This window comes from Streptomyces sp. NPDC051310, from assembly GCF_044455245.1.
GTDB lineage: Bacteria > Actinomycetota > Actinomycetes > Streptomycetales > Streptomycetaceae > Streptomyces.
In genome coordinates this window covers 428,473-447,670 of sequence record NZ_JBITEO010000003.1, presented here as the reverse complement: position 1 = coordinate 447,670, position 19,198 = coordinate 428,473, and the positions used below count along the sequence as shown (strand labels likewise).

20 protein-coding genes and 2 rRNA genes are annotated in these 19,198 nt (G+C 70.6%); 10 read left to right on the top strand and 12 right to left on the bottom strand.

The annotated features are described in order from the left end of the window. The 3 genes from ACIA79_RS07075 to ACIA79_RS07065 all read left to right on the top strand — a co-directional run. Nucleotides 1-74, top strand: a 23S ribosomal RNA gene (locus tag ACIA79_RS07075); the annotation flags it as partial. A gap of 80 nt (nt 75-154) precedes the next feature. Then, nucleotides 155-271, top strand: a 5S ribosomal RNA gene (rrf, locus tag ACIA79_RS07070). Nucleotides 272-379: 108 nt separating this feature from the next. Next, nucleotides 380-946, top strand: coding sequence for a GNAT family N-acetyltransferase (locus tag ACIA79_RS07065; RefSeq protein WP_399427118.1), 567 nt, complete (start codon nt 380-382; stop codon nt 944-946). Here ACIA79_RS07065 and ACIA79_RS07060 read toward each other — a convergent pair. From ACIA79_RS07060 to ACIA79_RS07030, 7 genes are all read right to left on the bottom strand, one after another. Then, the gene (locus ACIA79_RS07060) at nt 936-2,570 is read right to left on the bottom strand and encodes a type VI secretion protein (protein ID WP_399427117.1); all 1,635 of its coding nucleotides are present in this window, start codon (nt 2,568-2,570) and stop codon (nt 936-938) included. The genes ACIA79_RS07065 and ACIA79_RS07060 overlap by 11 nt on opposite strands. Before the next feature lies 1 nt (nt 2,571). After that, the gene (locus ACIA79_RS07055) at nt 2,572-3,972 is read right to left on the bottom strand and encodes an ATP-binding protein (protein ID WP_031073446.1); all 1,401 of its coding nucleotides are present in this window, start codon (nt 3,970-3,972) and stop codon (nt 2,572-2,574) included. 14 nt (nt 3,973-3,986) lie between these two features. Continuing rightward, nucleotides 3,987-5,543, bottom strand: a complete 1,557-nt coding sequence (locus tag ACIA79_RS07050) for an SCO6880 family protein (protein ID WP_399427116.1) — start codon at nt 5,541-5,543, stop codon at nt 3,987-3,989. Next, nucleotides 5,540-6,895 (bottom strand): hypothetical protein, encoded by a 1,356-nt coding sequence (locus ACIA79_RS07045; protein ID WP_399427115.1) that lies wholly within the window; start codon nt 6,893-6,895, stop codon nt 5,540-5,542. Before ACIA79_RS07045 ends, ACIA79_RS07050 begins: the two co-directional genes overlap by 4 nt. Next, nucleotides 6,885-7,700: a hypothetical protein gene (locus tag ACIA79_RS07040; protein ID WP_399427114.1), complete on the bottom strand. Its 816-nt coding sequence runs from the start codon at nt 7,698-7,700 to the stop codon at nt 6,885-6,887. The genes ACIA79_RS07045 and ACIA79_RS07040 overlap by 11 nt, the downstream gene beginning before the upstream one ends. Before the next feature lie 114 nt (nt 7,701-7,814). Next, on the bottom strand, nt 7,815-8,123 hold the full coding sequence (locus tag ACIA79_RS07035) for a hypothetical protein (RefSeq protein WP_017945892.1): 309 nt from the start codon (nt 8,121-8,123) through the stop codon (nt 7,815-7,817). Nucleotides 8,124-8,448: 325 nt separating this feature from the next. Then, complete coding sequence (locus tag ACIA79_RS07030) at nt 8,449-9,075, bottom strand: TetR/AcrR family transcriptional regulator (protein WP_399427113.1); 627 nt, start codon at nt 9,073-9,075, stop codon at nt 8,449-8,451. 109 nt (nt 9,076-9,184) lie between these two features. Here ACIA79_RS07030 and ACIA79_RS07025 point away from each other — a divergent pair, with 109 nt between their 5' ends. From ACIA79_RS07025 to ACIA79_RS07015, 3 genes are all read left to right on the top strand, one after another. After that, on the top strand, nt 9,185-10,084 hold the full coding sequence (locus tag ACIA79_RS07025; protein WP_399427112.1) for an NAD(P)-dependent oxidoreductase: 900 nt from the start codon (nt 9,185-9,187) through the stop codon (nt 10,082-10,084). Nucleotides 10,085-10,285: 201 nt separating this feature from the next. Continuing rightward, the gene (locus tag ACIA79_RS07020) at nt 10,286-11,263 is read left to right on the top strand and encodes an NlpC/P60 family protein (protein WP_399427139.1); all 978 of its coding nucleotides are present in this window, start codon (nt 10,286-10,288) and stop codon (nt 11,261-11,263) included. A 121-nt stretch (nt 11,264-11,384) separates the two neighbouring features. Continuing rightward, nucleotides 11,385-12,095 carry a phosphatase PAP2 family protein gene (locus ACIA79_RS07015; RefSeq protein WP_399427111.1) on the top strand — a complete coding sequence of 237 codons (711 nt, stop codon included), beginning with the start codon at nt 11,385-11,387 and terminating at the stop codon, nt 12,093-12,095. Nucleotides 12,096-12,322: 227 nt separating this feature from the next. Here the strand turns inward: ACIA79_RS07015 and ACIA79_RS07010 are convergent, their stop codons facing one another. After that, entirely contained in the window at nt 12,323-12,505 is a 183-nt protein-coding gene (locus ACIA79_RS07010) for a hypothetical protein (RefSeq protein WP_399427110.1), read from the bottom strand. A 179-nt stretch (nt 12,506-12,684) separates the two neighbouring features. Between ACIA79_RS07010 and ACIA79_RS07005 the strand changes: the two genes are divergently transcribed. Both ACIA79_RS07005 and ACIA79_RS07000 read left to right on the top strand, forming a co-directional pair. Further along, on the top strand, nt 12,685-13,524 hold the full coding sequence (locus ACIA79_RS07005; protein ID WP_399427109.1) for a hypothetical protein: 840 nt from the start codon (nt 12,685-12,687) through the stop codon (nt 13,522-13,524). Between the two features lie 156 nt (nt 13,525-13,680). After that, complete coding sequence (locus tag ACIA79_RS07000) at nt 13,681-13,854, top strand: hypothetical protein (RefSeq protein WP_199819752.1); 174 nt, start codon at nt 13,681-13,683, stop codon at nt 13,852-13,854. A gap of 6 nt (nt 13,855-13,860) precedes the next feature. Here ACIA79_RS07000 and ACIA79_RS06995 read toward each other — a convergent pair whose 3' ends face one another. Next, the gene (locus ACIA79_RS06995; RefSeq protein ID WP_399427108.1) at nt 13,861-14,241 is read right to left on the bottom strand and encodes a metal-sensitive transcriptional regulator; all 381 of its coding nucleotides are present in this window, start codon (nt 14,239-14,241) and stop codon (nt 13,861-13,863) included. Nucleotides 14,242-14,435: 194 nt separating this feature from the next. Between ACIA79_RS06995 and ACIA79_RS06990 the strand changes: the two genes are divergently transcribed. Both ACIA79_RS06990 and ACIA79_RS06985 read left to right on the top strand, forming a co-directional pair. Then, nucleotides 14,436-15,056, top strand: coding sequence for a DUF47 domain-containing protein (locus ACIA79_RS06990; RefSeq protein WP_031073426.1), 621 nt, complete (start codon nt 14,436-14,438; stop codon nt 15,054-15,056). 6 nt (nt 15,057-15,062) lie between these two features. Continuing rightward, complete coding sequence (locus tag ACIA79_RS06985; protein WP_399427107.1) at nt 15,063-16,061, top strand: anion permease; 999 nt, start codon at nt 15,063-15,065, stop codon at nt 16,059-16,061. 216 nt (nt 16,062-16,277) lie between these two features. Here ACIA79_RS06985 and pstB read toward each other — a convergent pair whose 3' ends face one another. The 3 genes from pstB to pstC are packed head-to-tail and all read right to left on the bottom strand — an operon-like array spanning nt 16,278 to nt 19,140. Next, nucleotides 16,278-17,054, bottom strand: coding sequence for a phosphate ABC transporter ATP-binding protein PstB (gene pstB / locus ACIA79_RS06980; protein ID WP_399427106.1), 777 nt, complete (start codon nt 17,052-17,054; stop codon nt 16,278-16,280). 20 nt (nt 17,055-17,074) lie between these two features. Beyond that, complete coding sequence (pstA, locus tag ACIA79_RS06975; RefSeq protein WP_399427105.1) at nt 17,075-18,151, bottom strand: phosphate ABC transporter permease PstA; 1,077 nt, start codon at nt 18,149-18,151, stop codon at nt 17,075-17,077. Next, nucleotides 18,151-19,140, bottom strand: a complete 990-nt coding sequence (pstC, locus tag ACIA79_RS06970; RefSeq protein ID WP_399427104.1) for a phosphate ABC transporter permease subunit PstC — start codon at nt 19,138-19,140, stop codon at nt 18,151-18,153. Before pstC ends, pstA begins: the two co-directional genes overlap by 1 nt. Nucleotides 19,141-19,198: the final 58 nt, after the last annotated feature.

Genomic DNA, 19,198 nt, shown 5'->3' with positions numbered 1-19,198 from the left:
GGTTGATAGGCCGGATATGGAAGCCCAGTAATGGGTGGAGTTGACCGGTACTAATAGGCCGAGGGCTTGTCCTCAGTTGCTCGCGTCCACTGTGTTAGTTCTGAAGTAACGAACTCCCGCTCCGGCTGGTTGTAGTTCGATATCTTCATAGTGTTTCGGTGGTCATAGCGTTAGGGAAACGCCCGGTTACATTCCGAACCCGGAAGCTAAGCCTTTCAGCGCCGATGGTACTGCAGGGGGGACCCTGTGGGAGAGTAGGACGCCGCCGAACAATTATTGTGGGGAAGCCCCGCACCGTTATGGTGCGGGGCTTTTCCGCGTTCCGGGCCCGGCTGCAAACCCGTTGCCGGGACGCGGCCGGCGCCGTCAGGATCAGGGGATGGAGCACCTGATACGTCCCCTGCGGTCCGACGAGTGGCGCAAGGCCCGCGACATCCGGCTCGCCGCCCTGCGGGACCCCATCGCACACTTGGCCTTCCTCGACACCTACGAAGCGGCTGCCGCCCGGCCCGACGAACACTGGCAGGAGCGGACCGCCGGAGCGGCGGAGGGCAACGACAGCATCCGGCAGTTCGTCGCCGAGGCCCCGGACGGGACATGGGACGGCACAGCCACCGTGCTCGTGGAACACCGCGGTGTGGAGAGCCTGTTCGGCGATGTGCCGGCGGTCCAGCAGACACAGGTGGTCGGGGTGTACGTACGGCCTGCGGCGCGGGGCGCCGGTCTGGCGGACGCGTTGTTCCGGGCGGCCCTGGAGTGGTCGTGGTCGCTGGAGGGCGAACCCGTCCAGCGCGTACGGCTCCATGTGCACGAGGAGAACACGCGGGCACGGGCCTTCTACCGGAAGCTCGGCTTCGTGCCGACGGGGGCGCACATGCCCGAGAAGGACGGCCACGGCGGGGCGCTGGAGCTGGAGTACGAGGTGCGTCGGCCCGTCACCCGGTGAGCGGGGTGAGGGGTCGGTCCGGCCAGCGGGCGCGGCCCTGCTCGGCGGAGCGGAGCAGGGCGAGCGTCGGCATGCCGGCGTCCTGACCGGACGCCAGCAGCTCGGGCAGCAGCGGCAGGGGCGCCACGGCCGCGACGTCGTCGAGGACGAGCGTCATTGGTGGGTCGAGCCGACCGTCGGATGACCGTGCGGCCATGCGGCGGCCGTGCTCGACCACGTACGAGGCGAGCGCGGTGAGCAGCGGCATCGCGCCCGGGCGGGTGCGGGGGTCCTCGATGGCTTCCCCCACTACGTAAAGCGTGCCCCCTTCATGGATGAATGATTCCAAGGTCAGCGAATCAGTTCGATTCGGTGTGCAGGCCTCGCGGATGTGGACGGACGAGAGGGACGACAGCGCCCGGACGGTCAACTCCTGGGCGATCTCCCGGCGTTCCGGGTAGGCGGTGAGTGCCGATTCCAGGAGACCGGCGTGGCTGTTGGTCGCCTTGGGGTGGGTGCGGAGGATGCGTACGGGTTCGTGGCTGCCCTGGTTCTGCGCCCAGCGGTGGACCTGTTTGAAGGGGCGCCCGTCCACGGCCGCGGCGTGCAGCCAGCACCGCATGAGCGTGTCGGCGGTGTCCGCGACCGCCGCGTCGATGCGGGCCGGGGGCCGTACGGGTGCCAGGAGCGCGGCGGCGCGGGTGGCGGCGGTGCCGGTGTCCTCGCACCCGGCGGTGGGCGACCAGTGGAGGCGCGCGGGGGTGTCGCACAGGTGGCCCGGATCGTAGACCAGAACGGGTCCCAGCTTGGCCCGGGCGTCCTTGGTGTCGGCCCACACGGTGGGGTCGGAGGTGAGGACGAGAGCCGGGCCGGCGGCGTCCAGGACGGCCTGGAGGGCGGTGGGCCGGCGGGCGGCGGGGTCGGCGCCGTAGAGGACGACGCCGGCGGTCCGGGGAGCGGGGACGCGGGCGGCCGCTCCAACGGCCGCCATGGCCTTTGCGGTCTCCACGGCTTTCGCGGTCTGCGCGGTCGCCATGGGCTCCGCGGTCTCCGCGGGCGGGGCGTCCGCGCCGGTGCCGGTGCCGTCCGCGAGGGCGGTGGCCGGGCCCTGGGCGGCCGCGGGCGCGGTGGGCGGCGTGTGGGGGCGTGAGGAGCGCGGAGGTGGACCAGCGGGCGTGCGGCGGGGCGCGTCGGTGCGACCGGAGTCGTACGCGGACGGCCGCGGCGGCACCGGTTCCTCCGCCGGACCCGTACCGCGGTCCTCGTACCCGTACGTCCTGCCGTGCCGTCGGGCCGTGCGCACGGCGCGCCAGCGGGCGAGGGTGCCGAGGACGAACACCGCGAGGACCACCAGCACCATCAGTTCGCCGATGAACAGGCCCCAGAACAGGCCGTAGCCGGAGAGCTGTGCCGGCGGGGTCGCGGGCCAGGCGGCCACGAGGTCGTGCGGCTGGGAGACGAGGCCGCGCATCGCGGACGGCGTGCCGCCGAACGTCACGCCGTCCGGCCACGCGCCGTGCGCGAGCAGGCCCGCGAGGCCGGTGGCCGTCCACACGAGGATGGTCACACCGAGCAGGAACCCCAGCAGTCCCACCAGCAGGCCGTCGGGGATGCCCCCCCGTTCCGCTCCGCGTTCCCGTTCCATGTCACGCCACCGTGGACTGCGAGGACTCGTTCATCTGCCGCTCGATGAGGGCCGCGCGCTGCTCCGCCTCCCATTCGGCGGCCTGGATGTCGTCCGGCACCGAGGATTCGGTCATCGCGCGGTCCGTGTAGACCAGGGGGCGCTCGGCCTCGGTGACGAGGTGTTTGACGACCTGCACATTGCCGTTGACGTCCCACACGGCGATGCCGGGGGTGAGGGTCGGGATGATCTCCACCGCCCAGCGGGGCAGGCCGAGGACCCGGCCGGTGGCCCGGGCCTCGTCGGCCTTCTGGGCGTAGATGGTGCGGGTGGACGCCATCTTGAGGATCGCGGCCGCCTCGCGTGCCGCCGCCCCGTCGACGACGTCGCTCAAGTGGTGCACGACGGCGACGAAGGACAGGCCGAGGCGTCGGCCGAACTTCAGCAGCCGCTGGAACAGCTGGGCCACGAACGGGCTGTTGATGATGTGCCACGCCTCCTCCACCAGGAAGATGCGCTTCTTGCGGTCCGGCCGGATCCAGGTGTGCTCCAGCCACACGCCGACGATCGCCATCAGGATGGGCATCGCGATGGAGTTGCGGTCGATGTGGGAGAGGTCGAAGACGATCAGGGGTGCGTCGAGGTCGATCCCGACGGTGGTCGGTCCGTCGAACATGCCGCGCAGGTCACCGTCGACCAGCCGGTCCAGGACGAGGGCGACGTCCAGACCCCAGGCGCGTACGTCGTCGGTGGCGACGTTCATCGCCGCTGCCGACTCGGGCTCGGGGTGACGCAGCTGCTCGACGATGTCGGACAGCACGGGCTGCCGGTCGGTGATGGTCTCGTTGACGTACGCGTGGGCGACCTTCAGCGCGAAGCCGGACCGCTCGTCCAGTCCGTGCCCCATCGCGACCTCGATGATCGTGCGGAGCAGGGCGAGCTGTCCCGTGGTGGTGATCGAGGGGTCGAGGGGGTTGAGGCGGATGCCGTCGTCCAGGGCGGCCATCGGGTCGAGCCGGATGGGGGTTATTCCCAGCTCCTGCGCGATCAGGTTCCACTCGCCGACGCCGTCCTCGCCCTGGGCGTCGAGGACGACGACCTGCCGGTCGCGGAAGCGGAGCTGGCGCAGCACGTACGTCTTCTCCAGCGCCGACTTGCCGTTGCCGGATTCGCCCAGGACGAGCCAGTGGGGGGCCGGGAGCTGCTGGCCGTACAGCTGGAAGGGGTCGTAGATGTAGCCCTTGCCGCTGTACACCTCGCGGCCGATGATCACGCCGGAGTCACCGAGGCCGGGGGCGGCGGTCGGCAGGTAGACGGCCTGGGCCTGGCCCGTCGAGGTGCGGACGGGGAGGCGGGTCGTCTCCACCTTCCCGAAGAGGAAGGAGGTGAAGGCCTCGGTGAGGGCTGACAGCGGATCACGCATCTGGATCAGGGCCCCTATCGGCGGATGCCGGTCGCGAACGGCAAGGTGTTCACAAAGGCCCGGTGGTGTTCGCGGTCGCACCACTCCAGCTTCAGATACGACTTGCCGGCCGAGGCCCTGATCGTCCGCTTGTCCCTGGCCAGGGCTTCGGGCGTACGAGACGACACAGTGATGTACCCGACGAGGTTCACCCCTGCCGCCCCGCTGGCGAGATCTTCACCCCGCTGGTCGAGCCGGCCGTGGGCGGCGATGTCGCGCGGGTCGATGGTGCGGTTCATCTTGGCGGCGCGGCTGGCCTCGGCCTCGTCGTTCGTCTTCTCCGTGAGCATGCGCTCGATGGCGACCTCGGTCGGTTCCAGGTCCATGCAGACGGCGACGGTGCGGATCACGTCGGGGGTGTGGACCAGGAGCGGGGCGAGGAAGTTCACGCCGACGGGGGTCATCGGCCACTCCTTGACCCAGGCGGTGGCGTGGCACCAGGGCGCGCGGGTGGCCGACTCGCGGGTCTTGGCCTGGAGGTACGTCGGTTCGACGGCGTCGAGCTCGGCGGGCCAGGCGTTGCGCTTCGTCATCGCCTGGATGTGGTCGATGGGGTGGTCCGGGTCGTACATGGAGTGCACGAGGGAGGCGAGGCGGGACTGGCCGAGGGGCTGGCGGACGCGGATGTCGGCCTCGGCGAGGCGGGCGCAGATGTCGGTGAGCTCGCGGGCCATGACGACGGCGAGGCCGGCGTCCTTGTCGAGCTTGCCGCGGGTGCCGGACGCCTGGCGGGCGGCGCGGGCCATGGTGTGGGCCTCGGCGGCCAGTTCGCGGGTGTAGTGCATGCAGGCGACGAGGTACGCGCGGTGCTGCTCGCTGGAGGTGGAGACCATGGACTGGAGCTGGTCGTACGAGTCCTGGAGCCAGCGGGGCGCGGTGGGGTCGCCGCGCTGGGCGACGTCCTTGGCGTGGGCGTCGGGGTCCGCGGGGAGCGTACGGGCCAGCATTTGCAGGCGGGTGACGAAGCCGTCGCCGTTGGCGACGTGCTTGAGCAGCGTGCCGAAACGGTCCACCAGTGCTTCCTGGTCCTCGCTGTCGCGCAGGCCGACGCCGGGGCCCTCGATCTCGATGGCGGCGGTGACGGTGCGGCGGTCGGCGTGGAGGAGGACGGCGATCTCGTCGGGGCCGAAGGGGGCGGAGAGCCAGTTGATGCGGCCGATGCCGGGCGGCGGGCCGACCTCGACCTCGCGTCCGTCGAGCCGCGTGCCGGCTTCCATGGCGCGGGAGCGGTACGTGGTGCCCTGGCGGAGGATGCGCTTGTAGCTGCGGTTGATCTCGAACCACTTGTAGAAGGTGCGGTTCTTGTACGGGACGTACACCGCGGCGAGCGCGAGCATCGGGAAGCCCATGAGCAGCACGATCCGCAGGGACAGGACGGGGACGAGGAGTCCGCTCATCATGCCGAGGAACGCACCGGCGATGATCAGCGCGATCTCGCCGGTCTCGCGGTTCTTGCCGATGATGGCGTTGGGCCGGGCCCTGCCGATGAGGTACGTGCGGCGGGGCGCGATCGCTGGGGACTGGGTCGTCAACGCCCTCCACCTCCTGAACTTCCTGTGCCTGTGCCTGAGGTGTTGCGGTGGCTGTGCGGGGTGTTCGTGGTCGGACTGCTGCTACCGGGGCTGCGGGGCGCGGGGGGTGGGGGCGCGGCGGTGGGGACGGCTCCGCCGCCGCCGGGCGCGGCGGACGCGGTACGGGAGCTGTGGGCGGCCATGCCCCCGCTGACGGCCGCGGGCTGGGGCTGCTCGCCGCCGCCGCGCTGGTGGCTGCGGCTGCTGTGCGTCTTGATGCCCTGGGATACGAGGGCGGCGGGGGAGGAGATGACCGCGGCGGCCTGGGCGCCGTCGGTGGCCTGCTTGCGGTTCGAACGGGCGGAGGCGATCTCGTCGCCGAAGCCGGGCACGAAGCGGTAGATCATCGCGGAGGCGAAGATGGCGAGCAGGATGATGGCGAGGCCGGAGACGACCGCGGAGAAGGCGTTGGGGCCGTCGTCGGAGGAGAGGGCGCCGGCGAGGCCGAGGACGATCACGATGACCGGCTTGACCAGGATCACGGCGATCATGATTCCGGCCCAGCGGCGTACGTGCCCCCACATGTTCTTGTCGACGAGCCCGGCGTACACGACCGTGCCGAGGAGGGCTCCGACGTACAGGAGGGCGGCGCGGAGGACGAGCTCGAGCCAGAGGATGCCGGCGGCGAGGATCGACACCAGGGACACGACGATCAGCATGATCGGGCCGCCGCCGATGTCGTCGCCCTTCTTGAGGGCCTCGGAGAAGGACCCGAAGAACACGTCGGTCTGGCCGCCGGTGCCGCCGGCGATGACCTCGGTGACGCCGTCGGTCGCGGAGACGACCGTGTAGAGGATGAGCGGCGTGAAGGCGGAGGCGAGGACCGTCAGCCAGAGGAACCCGATCGCCTCGGAGAGCGCGGTGGCGAGGGGGACGCCGCGGATGGCGCGCTTGGCGACGGCCAGCAGCCACAGGACGAGGGTGAGGACGGTGGAGGCGGCGAAGACGACGGCGTACTGCTTGAGGAAGGTGGGGTTGGTGAAGTCCACCTCGGCGGTGTTCTTCACGGCCTCGCTGAGTTTGGTGACGATCCAGGAGGCGGCGTCGGCGCAGCCGCGGGCGAGGGAGGCGAGGGGGTCGAGGGCGGAGGCGGGGTCGGTGGGCGCGGAGCGGCCACCGGCGCCCGGCTTGCCGTTGTCGCAGTACTCGCGGGCGGGGCCTCGGATGAGGTCGCACGGGTCGTTGCTGGTGCTGGGTGTCGGTGTGGGCGTCGGTGCCGCAGCGGCGCGGGCCGCCAGGAATACGGCGGTCGTTTGCAGGGCTGCGACCGCCGCAGCGATCGAGAGGGCACGACGCGGGCGCTTACCGGGCATACGTGAACCCTCCGAACTGTCGGACAGCACCGGACATCTCCTCGGCGCTGGATGCTGTCTGATCACGGCCGACGGGAACGGGGCCGTCCTTCTGCGTGAAGTCGGTGACCTTCCAGTCCTCGTTGACCCACTTGAGTTCGAAGGTGTTCGTGAACCAGCTCTCCGACACCGGGTTCTTGGACCCTTCGCCGGCCAGCCCGAAGAGCGCCGAGTACCAGACGGAGATGGTGGCGGTGTCACCGCTGAACTTCTCCACCTTCGACCCCACGGGGGTGAAGCGGGAGACGAACGTCATCCCTGCCGGAGCTGTGCCGTCCTCGTTCAGGCCGATGCCGGTGAGGAACTTCGCGTCCGAGTGCACCTTGTCGAGGTCGTCCTGGCGTTCCGCTGCCACGTCGGGTGCGAAGACGGCCTGGACGATGGCGTGACGCTGCTCGGTGCTGTACATGCCATCCGAGCCCAGGGCCACGACATAGTTCGCCGCCGCGCTCTGTGCCCCCTGTTCGTCGTGGGCGTACCCCGTCGGGACCGTGCCGTTGCGGCCCGACACCGGGCGGACGCCCGTCGCGGCCGTGGGGGCCGCGGCGCCCGGGCCCTTCGTGGTGTCCCCGGTGTCCCCGTCGCCGTCACCGCTCCGGTTCGCGAACGCGATGGCGGCGATCAGCAGCACCACCACACCCACCACGGTGATCAGCGAACGCGAGTTGCGCGCCGGGCGGCGGGCGCCGCCGTAGACGTCGCCGGTGCCGCCCTCGGGCAGGCGGGTGCGGGTCTGGCCGCCGTCGTTCTCGTCGCCGAGGCTCATGACGGGTACGCCCCCTCAACCTTTCGCTGTGCTGTGTGGTGACTTGACATCAGGTGACGCAACCTCGGGGAAGCCGGGTTCCCGGGCGGGCCCGGGCGGGCAGCTGGCGGAGGGTCAGACGGCCATTCCGTACACGATGGTGAACAGCGTGCCCAGTGATCCGATGATGAAGACCCCGGTCAGGCCCGCCACGATCAAGCCCTTGCCCTGTTCGGCGCTGAACGTGTCGCGGAGGGCCGTCGCGCCGATGCGCTGCTTCGCCGCGCCCCAGATCGCGATGCCCAGGCACAGCAGGATGGCCACGGCCATCACCACTTCGATCATCACGCGGGCCTCGTTCCCGAGGCTGCCGAAAGGCCCCCAGTTCGGGGCGATTCCGCCGATGATGGTGGTGATGTCGCCTTTTTCAGCCGCCAGGTACATGTAACTCACCGCCCCTGTTGGGTAGTTCGACGCCCCTGCCCCTCGGCACGGGTCATCGCACTATCTTCGCTGATGAAACCGTCCACGTATGCCGACTTGGCTGGTCTCTTTACCCGATCCCCGCACGTTTGACCGACCCGGCCGCCGTGACCTGCGCCGAGCGGTGGACCAGGTCCGTACGAGTACGCGTACGGTGACTCTGTGTATCACGGAGGGTGACTCCGGGCAATGACTGTCGTTGTTGCACTCTTGGGGCAGTCGTGGCGGTGCGCGGGTGCGCCGGGGGCCCGGGTGCGCGCGGAAGTGGCGGGGGCGGGGGCGGTCGTCAGCCGGCGTACGCCGCGACGAGGCGCGCCAGGTGACGGCCCGCTACCAGCAGAGGTTCGGTGTCGCGGTTGATCTGGGCGGTGACCTCGGCGCCTTCGAGGGTGTTGATGACCGTCACGGCGAGCTCCCGGGCGTCGGCGGCCGGAAGGCCGGCCGCGAGCAGCTTGTCGGCGACGATGTCCTGCCAGCCGCGCAGGACGGCGGCACAGGTCCGCTGGATTCCGGAGTCGGCGTCGCCGATGGTCTCCAGGGCGGCGGCGGTGACCGGGCAGCCGTCCACCCAGCCGGATGCGCGCAGGGCGTCGGCCAGCAGGCGGGCGCAGGCGTCGACCGCCGCGGCGGGGTCGTCCTCGGCGGCCAGGGCGTCGCGCAGCAGTGCGGCGAACTCCTCGCCGCTGTGGGTGAGGGCGGCGACGGCGACGGCTTCCTTGCCGCCGGGGAAGAAGTGGTAAACGGAGCCGAGGGTGGCCTGTGCCTCCTGGGCGATCTGTTTGATGCCGGTCCCGACGTATCCCTGGCGCTGGATGAGGCGGGCCGCTGCGACGACGATCCGTTCGCGGGTGCCGGCCGGGCCGGCGGCGGGGGTGCCGGAGCGGGGGAGGTCGGCGGGGGTCGGGGTCTGCATGGGGCGATCGTACCCAGGAAGTGAGTAGAGCGTTCGTTCCAGTGCGTGTTACGGTCCTGCCCGTGCTCTTGATAGAGCGTTCGTTCTAGCGCTTCGCGAGGGGATACCTGTGAGCAACGTGAGCAACACGAGCAGCCTGAGCAAGACCTCCGTCACCGTCATCGGACTCGGCCCGATGGGCCGGGCCATGGCCGCCGCCTTCCTCGACCACGGCCACGACGTCACCGTGTGGAACCGGACCGCCTCCCGCGCCGACGACCTCGTCGCGCGCGGGGCCGTTCGCGCCGCGTCCGTGGCCGAGGCCCTCGCCGCCAACGAGCTGGTGGTGCTGAGCCTGACCGACTACGACGCCCTGTACGCGGTCCTCGGTGCCGCCGACCCCGGTGTCCTGGCCGGCCGCGTCCTGGTCAACCTCACCTCCGACACGCCCGCCAAGGCACGGGACGCGGCCGCCTGGGCCGCCGAGCGCGGTGCCACGCAGCTCACCGGCGGCGTGCTGACGCCCCCGTCGGGGATCGGCAGCCCCGCGTCGACCACCCTCTACAGCGGCCCGCGGGAGGTCTTCGACGCCCACCGCGCCACCCTGGAGGTCCTGACCGGCGCGGACCACCGGGGCGAGGACCCCGGCCTGGCCGCGCTGCTGTACCAGCTGAACATGGTCATGTTCTGGACCGCCCTGACCGGTTACTGGCAGGCGGTCGCCATGGCCGGCGCCCACGGCCTGACGGCCGCCGACATCCTGCCGCTCGCCACCGGGGCCCTGGACCTCACCCAGTTCCTCGAGTTCTACTCGCCCCGCATCGACGCCGGTGACCACGCCGGTGACGTCGACCGGCTCGCCATGGGGGCGGCGAGCGCCGAGCACGTCCTGCACACCGCCCTGGACGCGGGCGTCGACGGGGCCCTCCCGGCCGCCGTCCTCGACATCTTCCGGCGCGGCGAGGCGGCCGGGCACGGCGCGGACAGCGCGTCGAGCCTCGTCGAGGTCCTGAAGCGGCCGGCCGCGTAGGGGTCCGGCCGGTGGTGGCGGGGCCGGCCAGGGTGCAGGGGGCGGCCGGCCGGTCCCCCGACATCCGGCCCGTCCTCGCCGTCAACCTCCTGAAGGCGTGGTCCGCCACCTACACTGGCGCACGGTGGACGGCCATGTCGTGAGGGGTGGTTGACGGTGCGTAAGGGGTGGCTCGTCGCCGGGGGAGCCGTCGGGCTGTGCATGGGCTTCATCGCGCTGCTCGTCGTCGGGACGTACTCCGCCGCGGCCGGGCTCCTCGGCGGTGCGGGGGCCGGGGTCAACGGTGCCGTCGGGCTCGCCAAGGGGGCCGTGCCGGCGGCGTACCAGGGGCTCGTGCAGAAGTGGGGCAACCTGTGCCCCGCCATCAACCCCGCGCTGCTCGCCGCGCAGCTGTACCAGGAGAGCGGCTGGAACCCGAAGGTGACCAGCCACGCCAAGGCCATGGGCATCGCGCAGTTCATCCCCGGCACCTGGGCCACGCACGGCATCGACGGGGACAAGGACGGCGACCGCGACGTGTGGGACCCGGCGGATGCCATTCCGTCAGCCGCCTCGTACGACTGCGAGTTGGCCGGTTACGTGAGGAACGTGCCGGGCGACCGGACGAACAACATGCTCGCCGCCTACAACGCGGGCGCGTACCGGGTGATAAAGGCCGGCGGCGTGCCCCGCATCAGCGAGACGCAGAACTACGTCCGGATCATCCGGTCCCTGGAGAAGAGCTTCGCCCGGCCCGTCGGGCGGGTGGAGCCGTCGCGGCAGGCGGCCGGGGCGATCTACTTCGCGCAGAAGAAGCTGGGGACGCCCTATCTGTGGGGTGGCAACGGCACGCCCGAGCAGCAGGGACGGTTCGACTGCTCCGGGCTGACCCAGGCCGCGTACCGGACGGTGGGGATCGACCTGCCGCGCGTGGCGAACGACCAGTACAACGCCGGGCCGCACCCCTCGCGGGACGAACTGCTGCCCGGTGATCTGGTGTTCTTCTCGGACGACCTGACCAACTCGCGGGCCATCCGGCACGTGGGTCTCTACGTCGGCGGCGGGTACATGATCAACGCGCCGTACACCGGGGCCGTGATCCGCTTCGACAAGATCGACACCCCTGACTACTTCGGCGCCACCCGCGTCACCGAGGATGGCGCGAAAGCGCTGCCCAACAGGGCGGCCGGAGGGGCCTGAGCTGCGGCGACGTATCTCTCTTCGGTAACGTCATCGTGATCGTTCGGTGGAGAGTGGAACGTACGCTTCCCTCGTGTCGTTCCCTGGACTGACACAGTGACAAGGCAAGGGGCCGCAGCAGATGGCTGGACTCGCATCGGACGGTTCGAACCCCGATGTCAGCCTGCTCTACGACATCAACGGGCTGGCCAAGGACGCCCCGACGTGGCTCGACCGGGTCATGGAGTTCGTGGGCGAGTACGGAATCATGCTCGCGATGGTCCTTGTCGTGCTCTGGTGCTGGTGGAGCGTCCGCCGGCGCGGCACCCTGGAGGACTCCGTCGCGGCGGTCGCCGGGCTGGTCTGGGCGCCACTCGCCGCCGGGATCGCCCTGCTCGTCAACATCCCCATCCGGGGGTTCGTGGAGAGACCCCGGCCCTTCCTCGACCACCAGGGCCTGGAGGTCCTGGTCGACGGCAAGACGGACTTCTCGTTCGTGAGCGACCACGCCACCATGGCCATGGGCATCGGCGTGGCGCTCTTCCTCGCCCACCGCTGGTTCGGTCTCGCGGCCATCGGACTCGCGCTGGCCGAGGGCTTCTGCCGTGTCTACATGGGCGTGCACTACCCCACGGACGTGGTCGGCGGGTTCGCCCTCGGCACGGCCGTCGCCCTGCTCCTCGCCCCCGTCGCCCTCGCGCTGCTGACGCCGGTCGTCTCCGCGGTGGCCCGCTCCCGGCGCGCCGGCCGGCTCGTACGGTCGCGCAGGGCGCCCGCGTGGGCCGACCGGCACGAGCCACTGGACCTGCCCGAGCAGCGCCTCGAAGGCGACGACAACGACCTCGCGGCCTAGAACCCCTTCCGGTCCTGCCGTGACCGCGGCTCCGCGGCTCCTGCCGCGCCGTCAGGTGGGCCGCGACGCACCGGGATACGCCGGGGCGCGGCGGGTCAGGAGCGGTTTCCGGCCACGCGGCGGGGCCTGAGCCCGACCTGAGAAACCCGAGCCGGACCTGGCCTGAGCAACCCGAAGCCCAGGCCTGCGCCTGCGGCCGCCCGTCTTGCGCCGGTCGAGGCCGGTGCTCAGCCGGCGCCGGGGTGCGGTGCGGTCAGGTGGGCCGCCGCGTCCGTACGGGCCCGGTCCCGTGAGCGTCTCGCGGGGCCCGACCATCCGCAGCTGCAGCGGGCCAGGCAGAAGGAACCGCGTTCGACCGTGGTGGCTTCGTGGCCGCCGGTGACGGTGGGCGGCGAGTCGGGCGCAAGCACCCCTCCACGGTACCGGCGTGACGAGGAGCCGGGGTGGTCGTTATGCGGATGGGGTACCCCCGGGCTCCCGAAACCCGGGTCGAGGGCGGGGATCTCGTGCCGGCGCAGGCGAAGAGCAGGCAAGCAGGCAACAGGTAAGCAGGCAGGCAGCAGCGTCTAGGCGTTGGGGGTTGCAGGCGATGGTGGTGCAGCAACGACAGCGGCGCCGCGGGAGCGGGAGCGGCGCGGCCGCCCTCGTCGCGGTCGGCGTGGTGGCCGCGACGGTCAGCGGGTGCTCCGGCCCCGCCGACGCGAGCCCCGGTGTGGACGCGGCCGCGGCCGCCGCCGCCGTGCGGGAGGCTCCCGACGCGCTGGCGCGGGCGGGCACGTCCAAGGCGCGTACGTCGATGGAGATGGCGACCGGCGGGACGCGCGTGACGATCCGCGGCGAGGGGGCGTACGACTTCGCCCGGTGGCAGGGCCGGCTGAAGGTGGTGCTGCCGAAGGACGCCGCCGGGACCAGCGGGCACCGTCCGATCACCGAGCTCCTCGCGCCCGGCGCGCTGTACATGAAGAACCGGGGAGCCGGTGTCCCCGCCGACAAGTGGGTGCGGGTCGACACGACGGCCCTCGCCGACGGCAACCTCGTCACGGGCGGGGCGACCGACCCGGCCGCCGCGGCCGAGCTGCTGCGGGGCGCCCGGCGGGTGAGCTACGTCGGCGAGGAGGAGCTGGCCGGGGTGCCGGTCACGCACTTCCGCGGCGTCACCGACCTGGCACGGGCGGCGCGGGAGGCGTCCCCGCAGGTCAGAGGTGCGCTCGCGGCGGCGGCGAAAGGGTTCGCCCAGGACGCTGTGCCGTTCGACGTGTACCTCGACCGCGAGGGGCGGCTGCGCAAGGTGCGGCACCAGTTCAGCTTCACCAACCAGGGGCGGACGGTCGCGGTCGCCTCGACGACGCTGCTGTACGGGTTCGGCGTGCCCGTCGTCGTACAGCTGCCGCCCCACCGGGACATCTACGCGGGCAAGGTCAGGGCGTAGGCCTCGCGGTGGGCGGCATGGTCCGGGCGGCATGGTGTGCATGGGCCGGAAGAATGGTCCGGACGTGCCATGCGCGGTGTGTGGTCCGCTCCCTACGCTAAGAGACGCCGGACGGCCGACCCCCGGCGGAACCGGCAGGACCGGCAGGAAGAGGTGATGCGCGTGGCCCCGCCCCCTTCTACGACAGTCCAGGACCACGTGGCCCTCGCCGAGATCGAGCTCTGCGGGGAGTTGATGATCGCGGCGTCCGCCACGGACGGGGAGCGGCTCAGCGCCGACCTGATCGACGAGGTGCTGAAGGTCACGCCCGCCGCGCCCCGCTCCCCCTGAGGCCCCTCAGGTGCGCATCATGCGCGCGATGGCCTTCGTGGCCTCCTCGACCTTCGCGTCGATCTCGTCGCCCCCCTTGACCGCCGCGTCGGCGACGCAGTGGCGCAGGTGCTCCTCCAGCAGCTGGAGCGCGAAGGACTGGAGGGCCTTGGTGGACGCGGAGACCTGGGTGAGTATGTCGATGCAGTAGACGTCCTCGTCGACCATGCGCTGCAGGCCACGGATCTGGCCCTCGATGCGGCGCAGCCGCTTGAGGTGCTCGTCCTTCTGCTTGTGGTAGCCGTGCACGCCGTGGCCGGCGCCGTGGACCGTGCCGTGCTGCTCGTCCTGCCCGTCCTGCTCGTACTGCTCCCCGACCGGAAGGCCGGCCGCCTCGGTGGTCGTCATCGCGTCCTCCCGTTGTCCGCAAAGGGTGCCCATACCCCACGTGGGTATAGGGTACCGATCCTCGCGCGAAGGTGGCGGGGGCCGGTTCTGTTCACTGTGCCTGATGGGCGACACTGAATGACGCCGGTTAGCCGTGGCCGGATGATGCGCCTAGCATCAGCCTGACCGAAACCCATGCACCCCGAGGACCCCACGTGCGCTTTCGTCTGACCCCCAGGGAGACGAGCTTCTACGACATGTTCTCCGCGTCCGCGGACAACATCGTCACGGGCTCCAAGCTCCTGATGGAACTGCTCGGAGCGGAATCCTCCGCCCGGGCCGAGATCGCGGAGCGGATGCGGGCAGCGGAACACGCGGGGGACGACGCGACCCACGCGATCTTCCACCAGCTCAACTCCTCCTTCATCACGCCGTTCGACCGCGAGGACATCTACTCCCTCGCCTCGTCGCTCGACGACATCATGGACTTCATGGAGGAGGCCGTCGACCTGGTCGTCCTCTACAACGTCGAGGAGCTGCCGAAGGGTGTCGAGCAGCAGATCGAGGTGCTGGCGCGGGCGGCCGAGCTGACCGCCGAGGCGATGCCGCACCTGCGCACGATGGAGAACCTCACCGAGTACTGGATCGAGGTCAACCGGCTGGAGAACCAGGCCGACCAGATCCACCGCAAGCTGCTCGCCCACCTCTTCAACGGCAAGTACGACGCCATCGAGGTGCTGAAGCTGAAGCAGATCGTGGATGTGCTGGAGGAGGCGGCCGACGCCTTCGAGCACGTGGCCAACACGGTGGAGACCATCGCGGTCAAGGAGTCCTGAGGCTTCGTGGACACCTTCGCTCTGGTCGTGACCATCGCGGTCGCGCTCGGCTTCACCTATACGAACGGCTTCCACGATTCGGCGAACGCCATCGCCACCTCCGTCTCCACCCGGGCGCTGACGCCGCGCGCGGCGCTGGCGATGGCGGCGGTGATGAACCTCGCCGGTGCCTTCCTGGGCAGCGGGGTCGCCAAGACCGTGAGTGAGGGCCTGATCGCGACGCCCGAGGGCTCGCGGGGCATGGGCATCCTCTTCGCGGCGCTGGTCGGCGCGATCGTCTGGAATTTGGTCACCTGGTACTTCGGTCTGCCCTCGTCCTCCTCCCACGCGCTGTTCGGCGGCATGGTGGGCGCGGCGCTGGCCGGCGGTACGGACGTGATCTGGTCGGGCGTCGTCGACAAGATCGTCATCCCGATGTTCGTGTCGCCGGTGGTCGGCCTGGTGGTCGGTTACCTGGTGATGTGCGGGATCATGTGGATCTTCCGCAAGGCCAATCCGCACAAGGCCAAGCGCGGCTTCCGTATCGCCCAGACCGTCTCGGCGGCGGGCATGGCGCTCGGCCACGGTCTGCAGGACGCCCAGAAGACGATGGGCATCGTCGTCATGGCGCTCGTGATCGCGGACGTCGGGCAGGCGGGCGACCCGATCCCGGTGTGGGTCAAGATCGCATGTGCCGTGATGCTGTCGCTCGGTACGTACGCGGGCGGCTGGCGCATCATGCGGACGCTGGGCCGCAAGATCATCGAGCTGGACCCGCCGCAGGGGTTCGCCGCGGAGACGACCGGCGCGTCGATCATGTTCGGGTCGGCGTTCCTGTTCCACGCGCCGATCTCGACGACGCACGTCATCACGTCGGCGATCATGGGCGTCGGCGCGACGAAGCGGGTCAACGCGGTGCGCTGGGGCGTCGCGAAGAACATCATCCTGGGCTGGTTCATCACGATGCCCGCGGCGGCGCTGGTGGCGGCGGCGAGTTTCTTCGTGGTGCAGCTGGCGTTCGGCTGAGGCGTGTGAGCCGGCGGGGCGCCGGTGTGCGGGTGCTCCCCGGGGGCGAGTGAGGCGAAGGGGCGCGTAACAGGCCACCGAAGCCAAGGCGAGCCCACGTGAAGAACGGACGGGCCCGCCCCCTGGGACAGGGGGCGGGCCCTTTGCCTTGCGGTGGCACCGCCATGCAGCACCGCAAGGTGTTCCGGGGTCACGCGGCGGTGCCGCGTGGGGGGATCAGCCGAAGCGGCCGGAGATGTAGTCCTCGGTGGCCTGGACGGACGGGTTGGAGAAGATCCGCTCCGTGTCGTCGATCTCGACCAGCTTGCCGGGCTGACCGACGGCTGCCAGGTTGAAGAAGGCGGTGCGGTCCGAGACACGGGCCGCCTGCTGCATGTTGTGGGTCACGATGACGATCGTGAACCGCTCCTTCAGCTCGCAGATCAGGTCCTCGATCGCGAGCGTGGAGATCGGGTCGAGCGCCGAGCACGGCTCGTCCATCAGCAGCACGTCCGGCTCGACCGCGATCGCGCGGGCGATGCACAAGCGCTGCTGCTGGCCGCCGGAGAGTCCGGAGCCGGGCTTGTTGAGGCGGTCCTTGACCTCGTTCCAGAGGTTCGCGCCCTTCAGCGAGCGCTCCACGATGTCGGCGAGTTCGCTCTTCTTGTACGAGCCGTTCAGCCGCAGGCCCGCGGCCACGTTGTCGAAGATCGACATCGTGGGGAAGGGGTTCGGGCGCTGGAAGACCATGCCGACCGTGCGGCGCACGGCGACCGGGTCGACGTCCTTGCCGTACAGGTTCTCGTCGTCCAGCAGCACCTTGCCCTCGACGCGGCCGCCGGGGGTGACCTCGTGCATGCGGTTCAGGGTGCGCAGGAAGGTGGACTTGCCGCATCCGGACGGGCCGATGAAGGCCGTCACGGAGCGGGGCTCGACGGTCATGGAGATGTCGTCGATCGCCTTGTGGGAGCCGTAGTAGGCGGTGAGGCCGCCGACGTCGATGCGCTTGGCCATTTCAATCACTTCCAGAGGCCTTAGCGGCCGGTCTTCGGGGCCTTCCAGCGGGCGATGCCGCGGGCCACCAGGTTGAGGATCATGACGAAGACGATCAGGACGAGGGCGGCGGCCCAGGCGCGGTCGTACGACGCCTCGCTGCCGACCTTGTACTGCTCCCAGATGTAGAAGGGGAGCGCGGACTGGGCGCCTTCGAAGGGGTTGGTGTTGATCAGCTGCGTACCGAAGACGAGCAGCATGATCGGCGCGGTCTCACCGGCGATGCGGGCGATGGCGAGCATGACACCGGTCGTGATGCCACCGATCGCGGTGGGGATGACAACCTTGAGGATGACCCGCCACTTCGGTACGCCGAGGGCGAGGGCCGCCTCCCGCAGCTCGTTCGGGACGAGCTTGAGCATCTCCTCGGTGGAGCGGACGACGACCGGGATCATCAGGATCGCCAGGGCCAGCGCGCCCATCAGGCCGGACGGCTGCAGGTCCGCCATCAGCATGATCGAGAGGATGAACAGGCCGGCGACGATGGAGGGGATGCCGGTCATGACGTCGACGAAGAACGTCACGGCCTTGGCCAGCGCGCCCTTGCCGTACTCGACGAGGTAGACGGCGGTCAGCAGGCCGATCGGCGCGGAGATCACGGTGGCGAGGCCGACCTGCTCCAGCGTGCCGAGCAGCGCGTGGTAGACGCCGCCGCCGACCTCGAAGCCGGGGATGCCGGCCATGGAGTGGGTGAGGAAGTAGCCGTCGAGGACCTTGATGCCCCGGCTGACCGTGACCCAGATGAGGGAGAGCAGCGGGATCACGGCGAGGGTGAAGCAGACCCACACCACGCTCGTGGCGAGACGGTCCTTGGCCTGGCGCCGGTTCTCCACGACGGAGGTCACGGTGTACGAGATGACCACGAAGATCAGCGCGGAGATCAGGCCCCACTGCACACGGCTCTCCAGGCCGGCGGCGGCGCCGGTGCCGACGCCCAGCGTGACGGCGGCGACGGCGAAGGCGGCCGTGGCCCAGCGCGGCAGGCTGCGGTGGCTGAGGCTGTCCTTGCGGGGGCGGCGCGCGGTGCGGACGGGCGCGTCCTGGATTGCGTTGCTCATCAGGCGTTCGCCCCCGAGTACTCCTTGCGGCGCGCGATGATCAGGCGGGCCGCGCCGTTGACCAGCAGGGTGAGGACGAAGAGGACCAGACCGGACGCGATCAGGGCGTCGCGGCCGAGCTGGTCGGCCTCGTCGAACTTCGCGGCGATGTTCTGCGCGAAGGTGCCGCCGCCCGGGTCGAGCAGGTGCAGCGAGATGACGAAGCTCGGGGAGAGGACGGTGGCCACGGCCATCGTCTCGCCGAGCGCGCGGCCGAGGCCGAGCATCGAGGCCGAGATGACGCCGGAGCGGCCGAAGGGCAGGACGGAGAGGCGGATGACCTCCCAGCGGGTGGCGCCGAGGGCCAGGGCGGCCTCCTCGTTCATGCGCGGCACCTGGAGGAAGACCTCGCGGCTGACGCTGGTCACGATCGGCAGGATCATGATCGCGAGGAGGATGCCCACGGTGAACAGCGAGCGGGCGACGCCGACCTCGGTCTTGTCGAACAGGTACGTCCAGCCGAAGAACTCGTCCAGCCAGGAGTTCAGGCCCTCCAGGTACGGGACGAGGAAGAGGGCGCCCCAGATGCCGTAGATGATCGACGGCACGGCGGCCAGGAGGTCGACGACGTACGCGAGGGGCGCGGCGAGCCTGCGGGGCGCGTAGTGCGAGATGAACAGCGCGATGCCGACGGCGATGGGGACCGCGATCACCATGGCGATGATCGAGCTCACGACCGTGCCGAAGAGGAGGACCGCGATGCCGAAGACCGGCCGGTCGCCGACCGGGTTCCAGTCGAAGGTGGTGAAGAAGTTGCCTTCGTTGTCGGCGAGCGCGAGCGAGGCCCGGTAGCTGAGGAACACGGCGATCGACGCCATGATCACCAGGAGCAGGATGCCCGAGCCGCGGGACAGGCCGAGGAAGACCTTGTCGCCCGCACGGCCGGTGGACGTCGTCTGCCTCCTGGCGTCCGGCGGAGCCGGTGCGTGGTTGTCAGTGGTTATAGCCATGATCTTTCCGGTCTGTGTGGGGGAGGCCGGGGTGCGGCTCCCCTGGCGGCGGTGCACC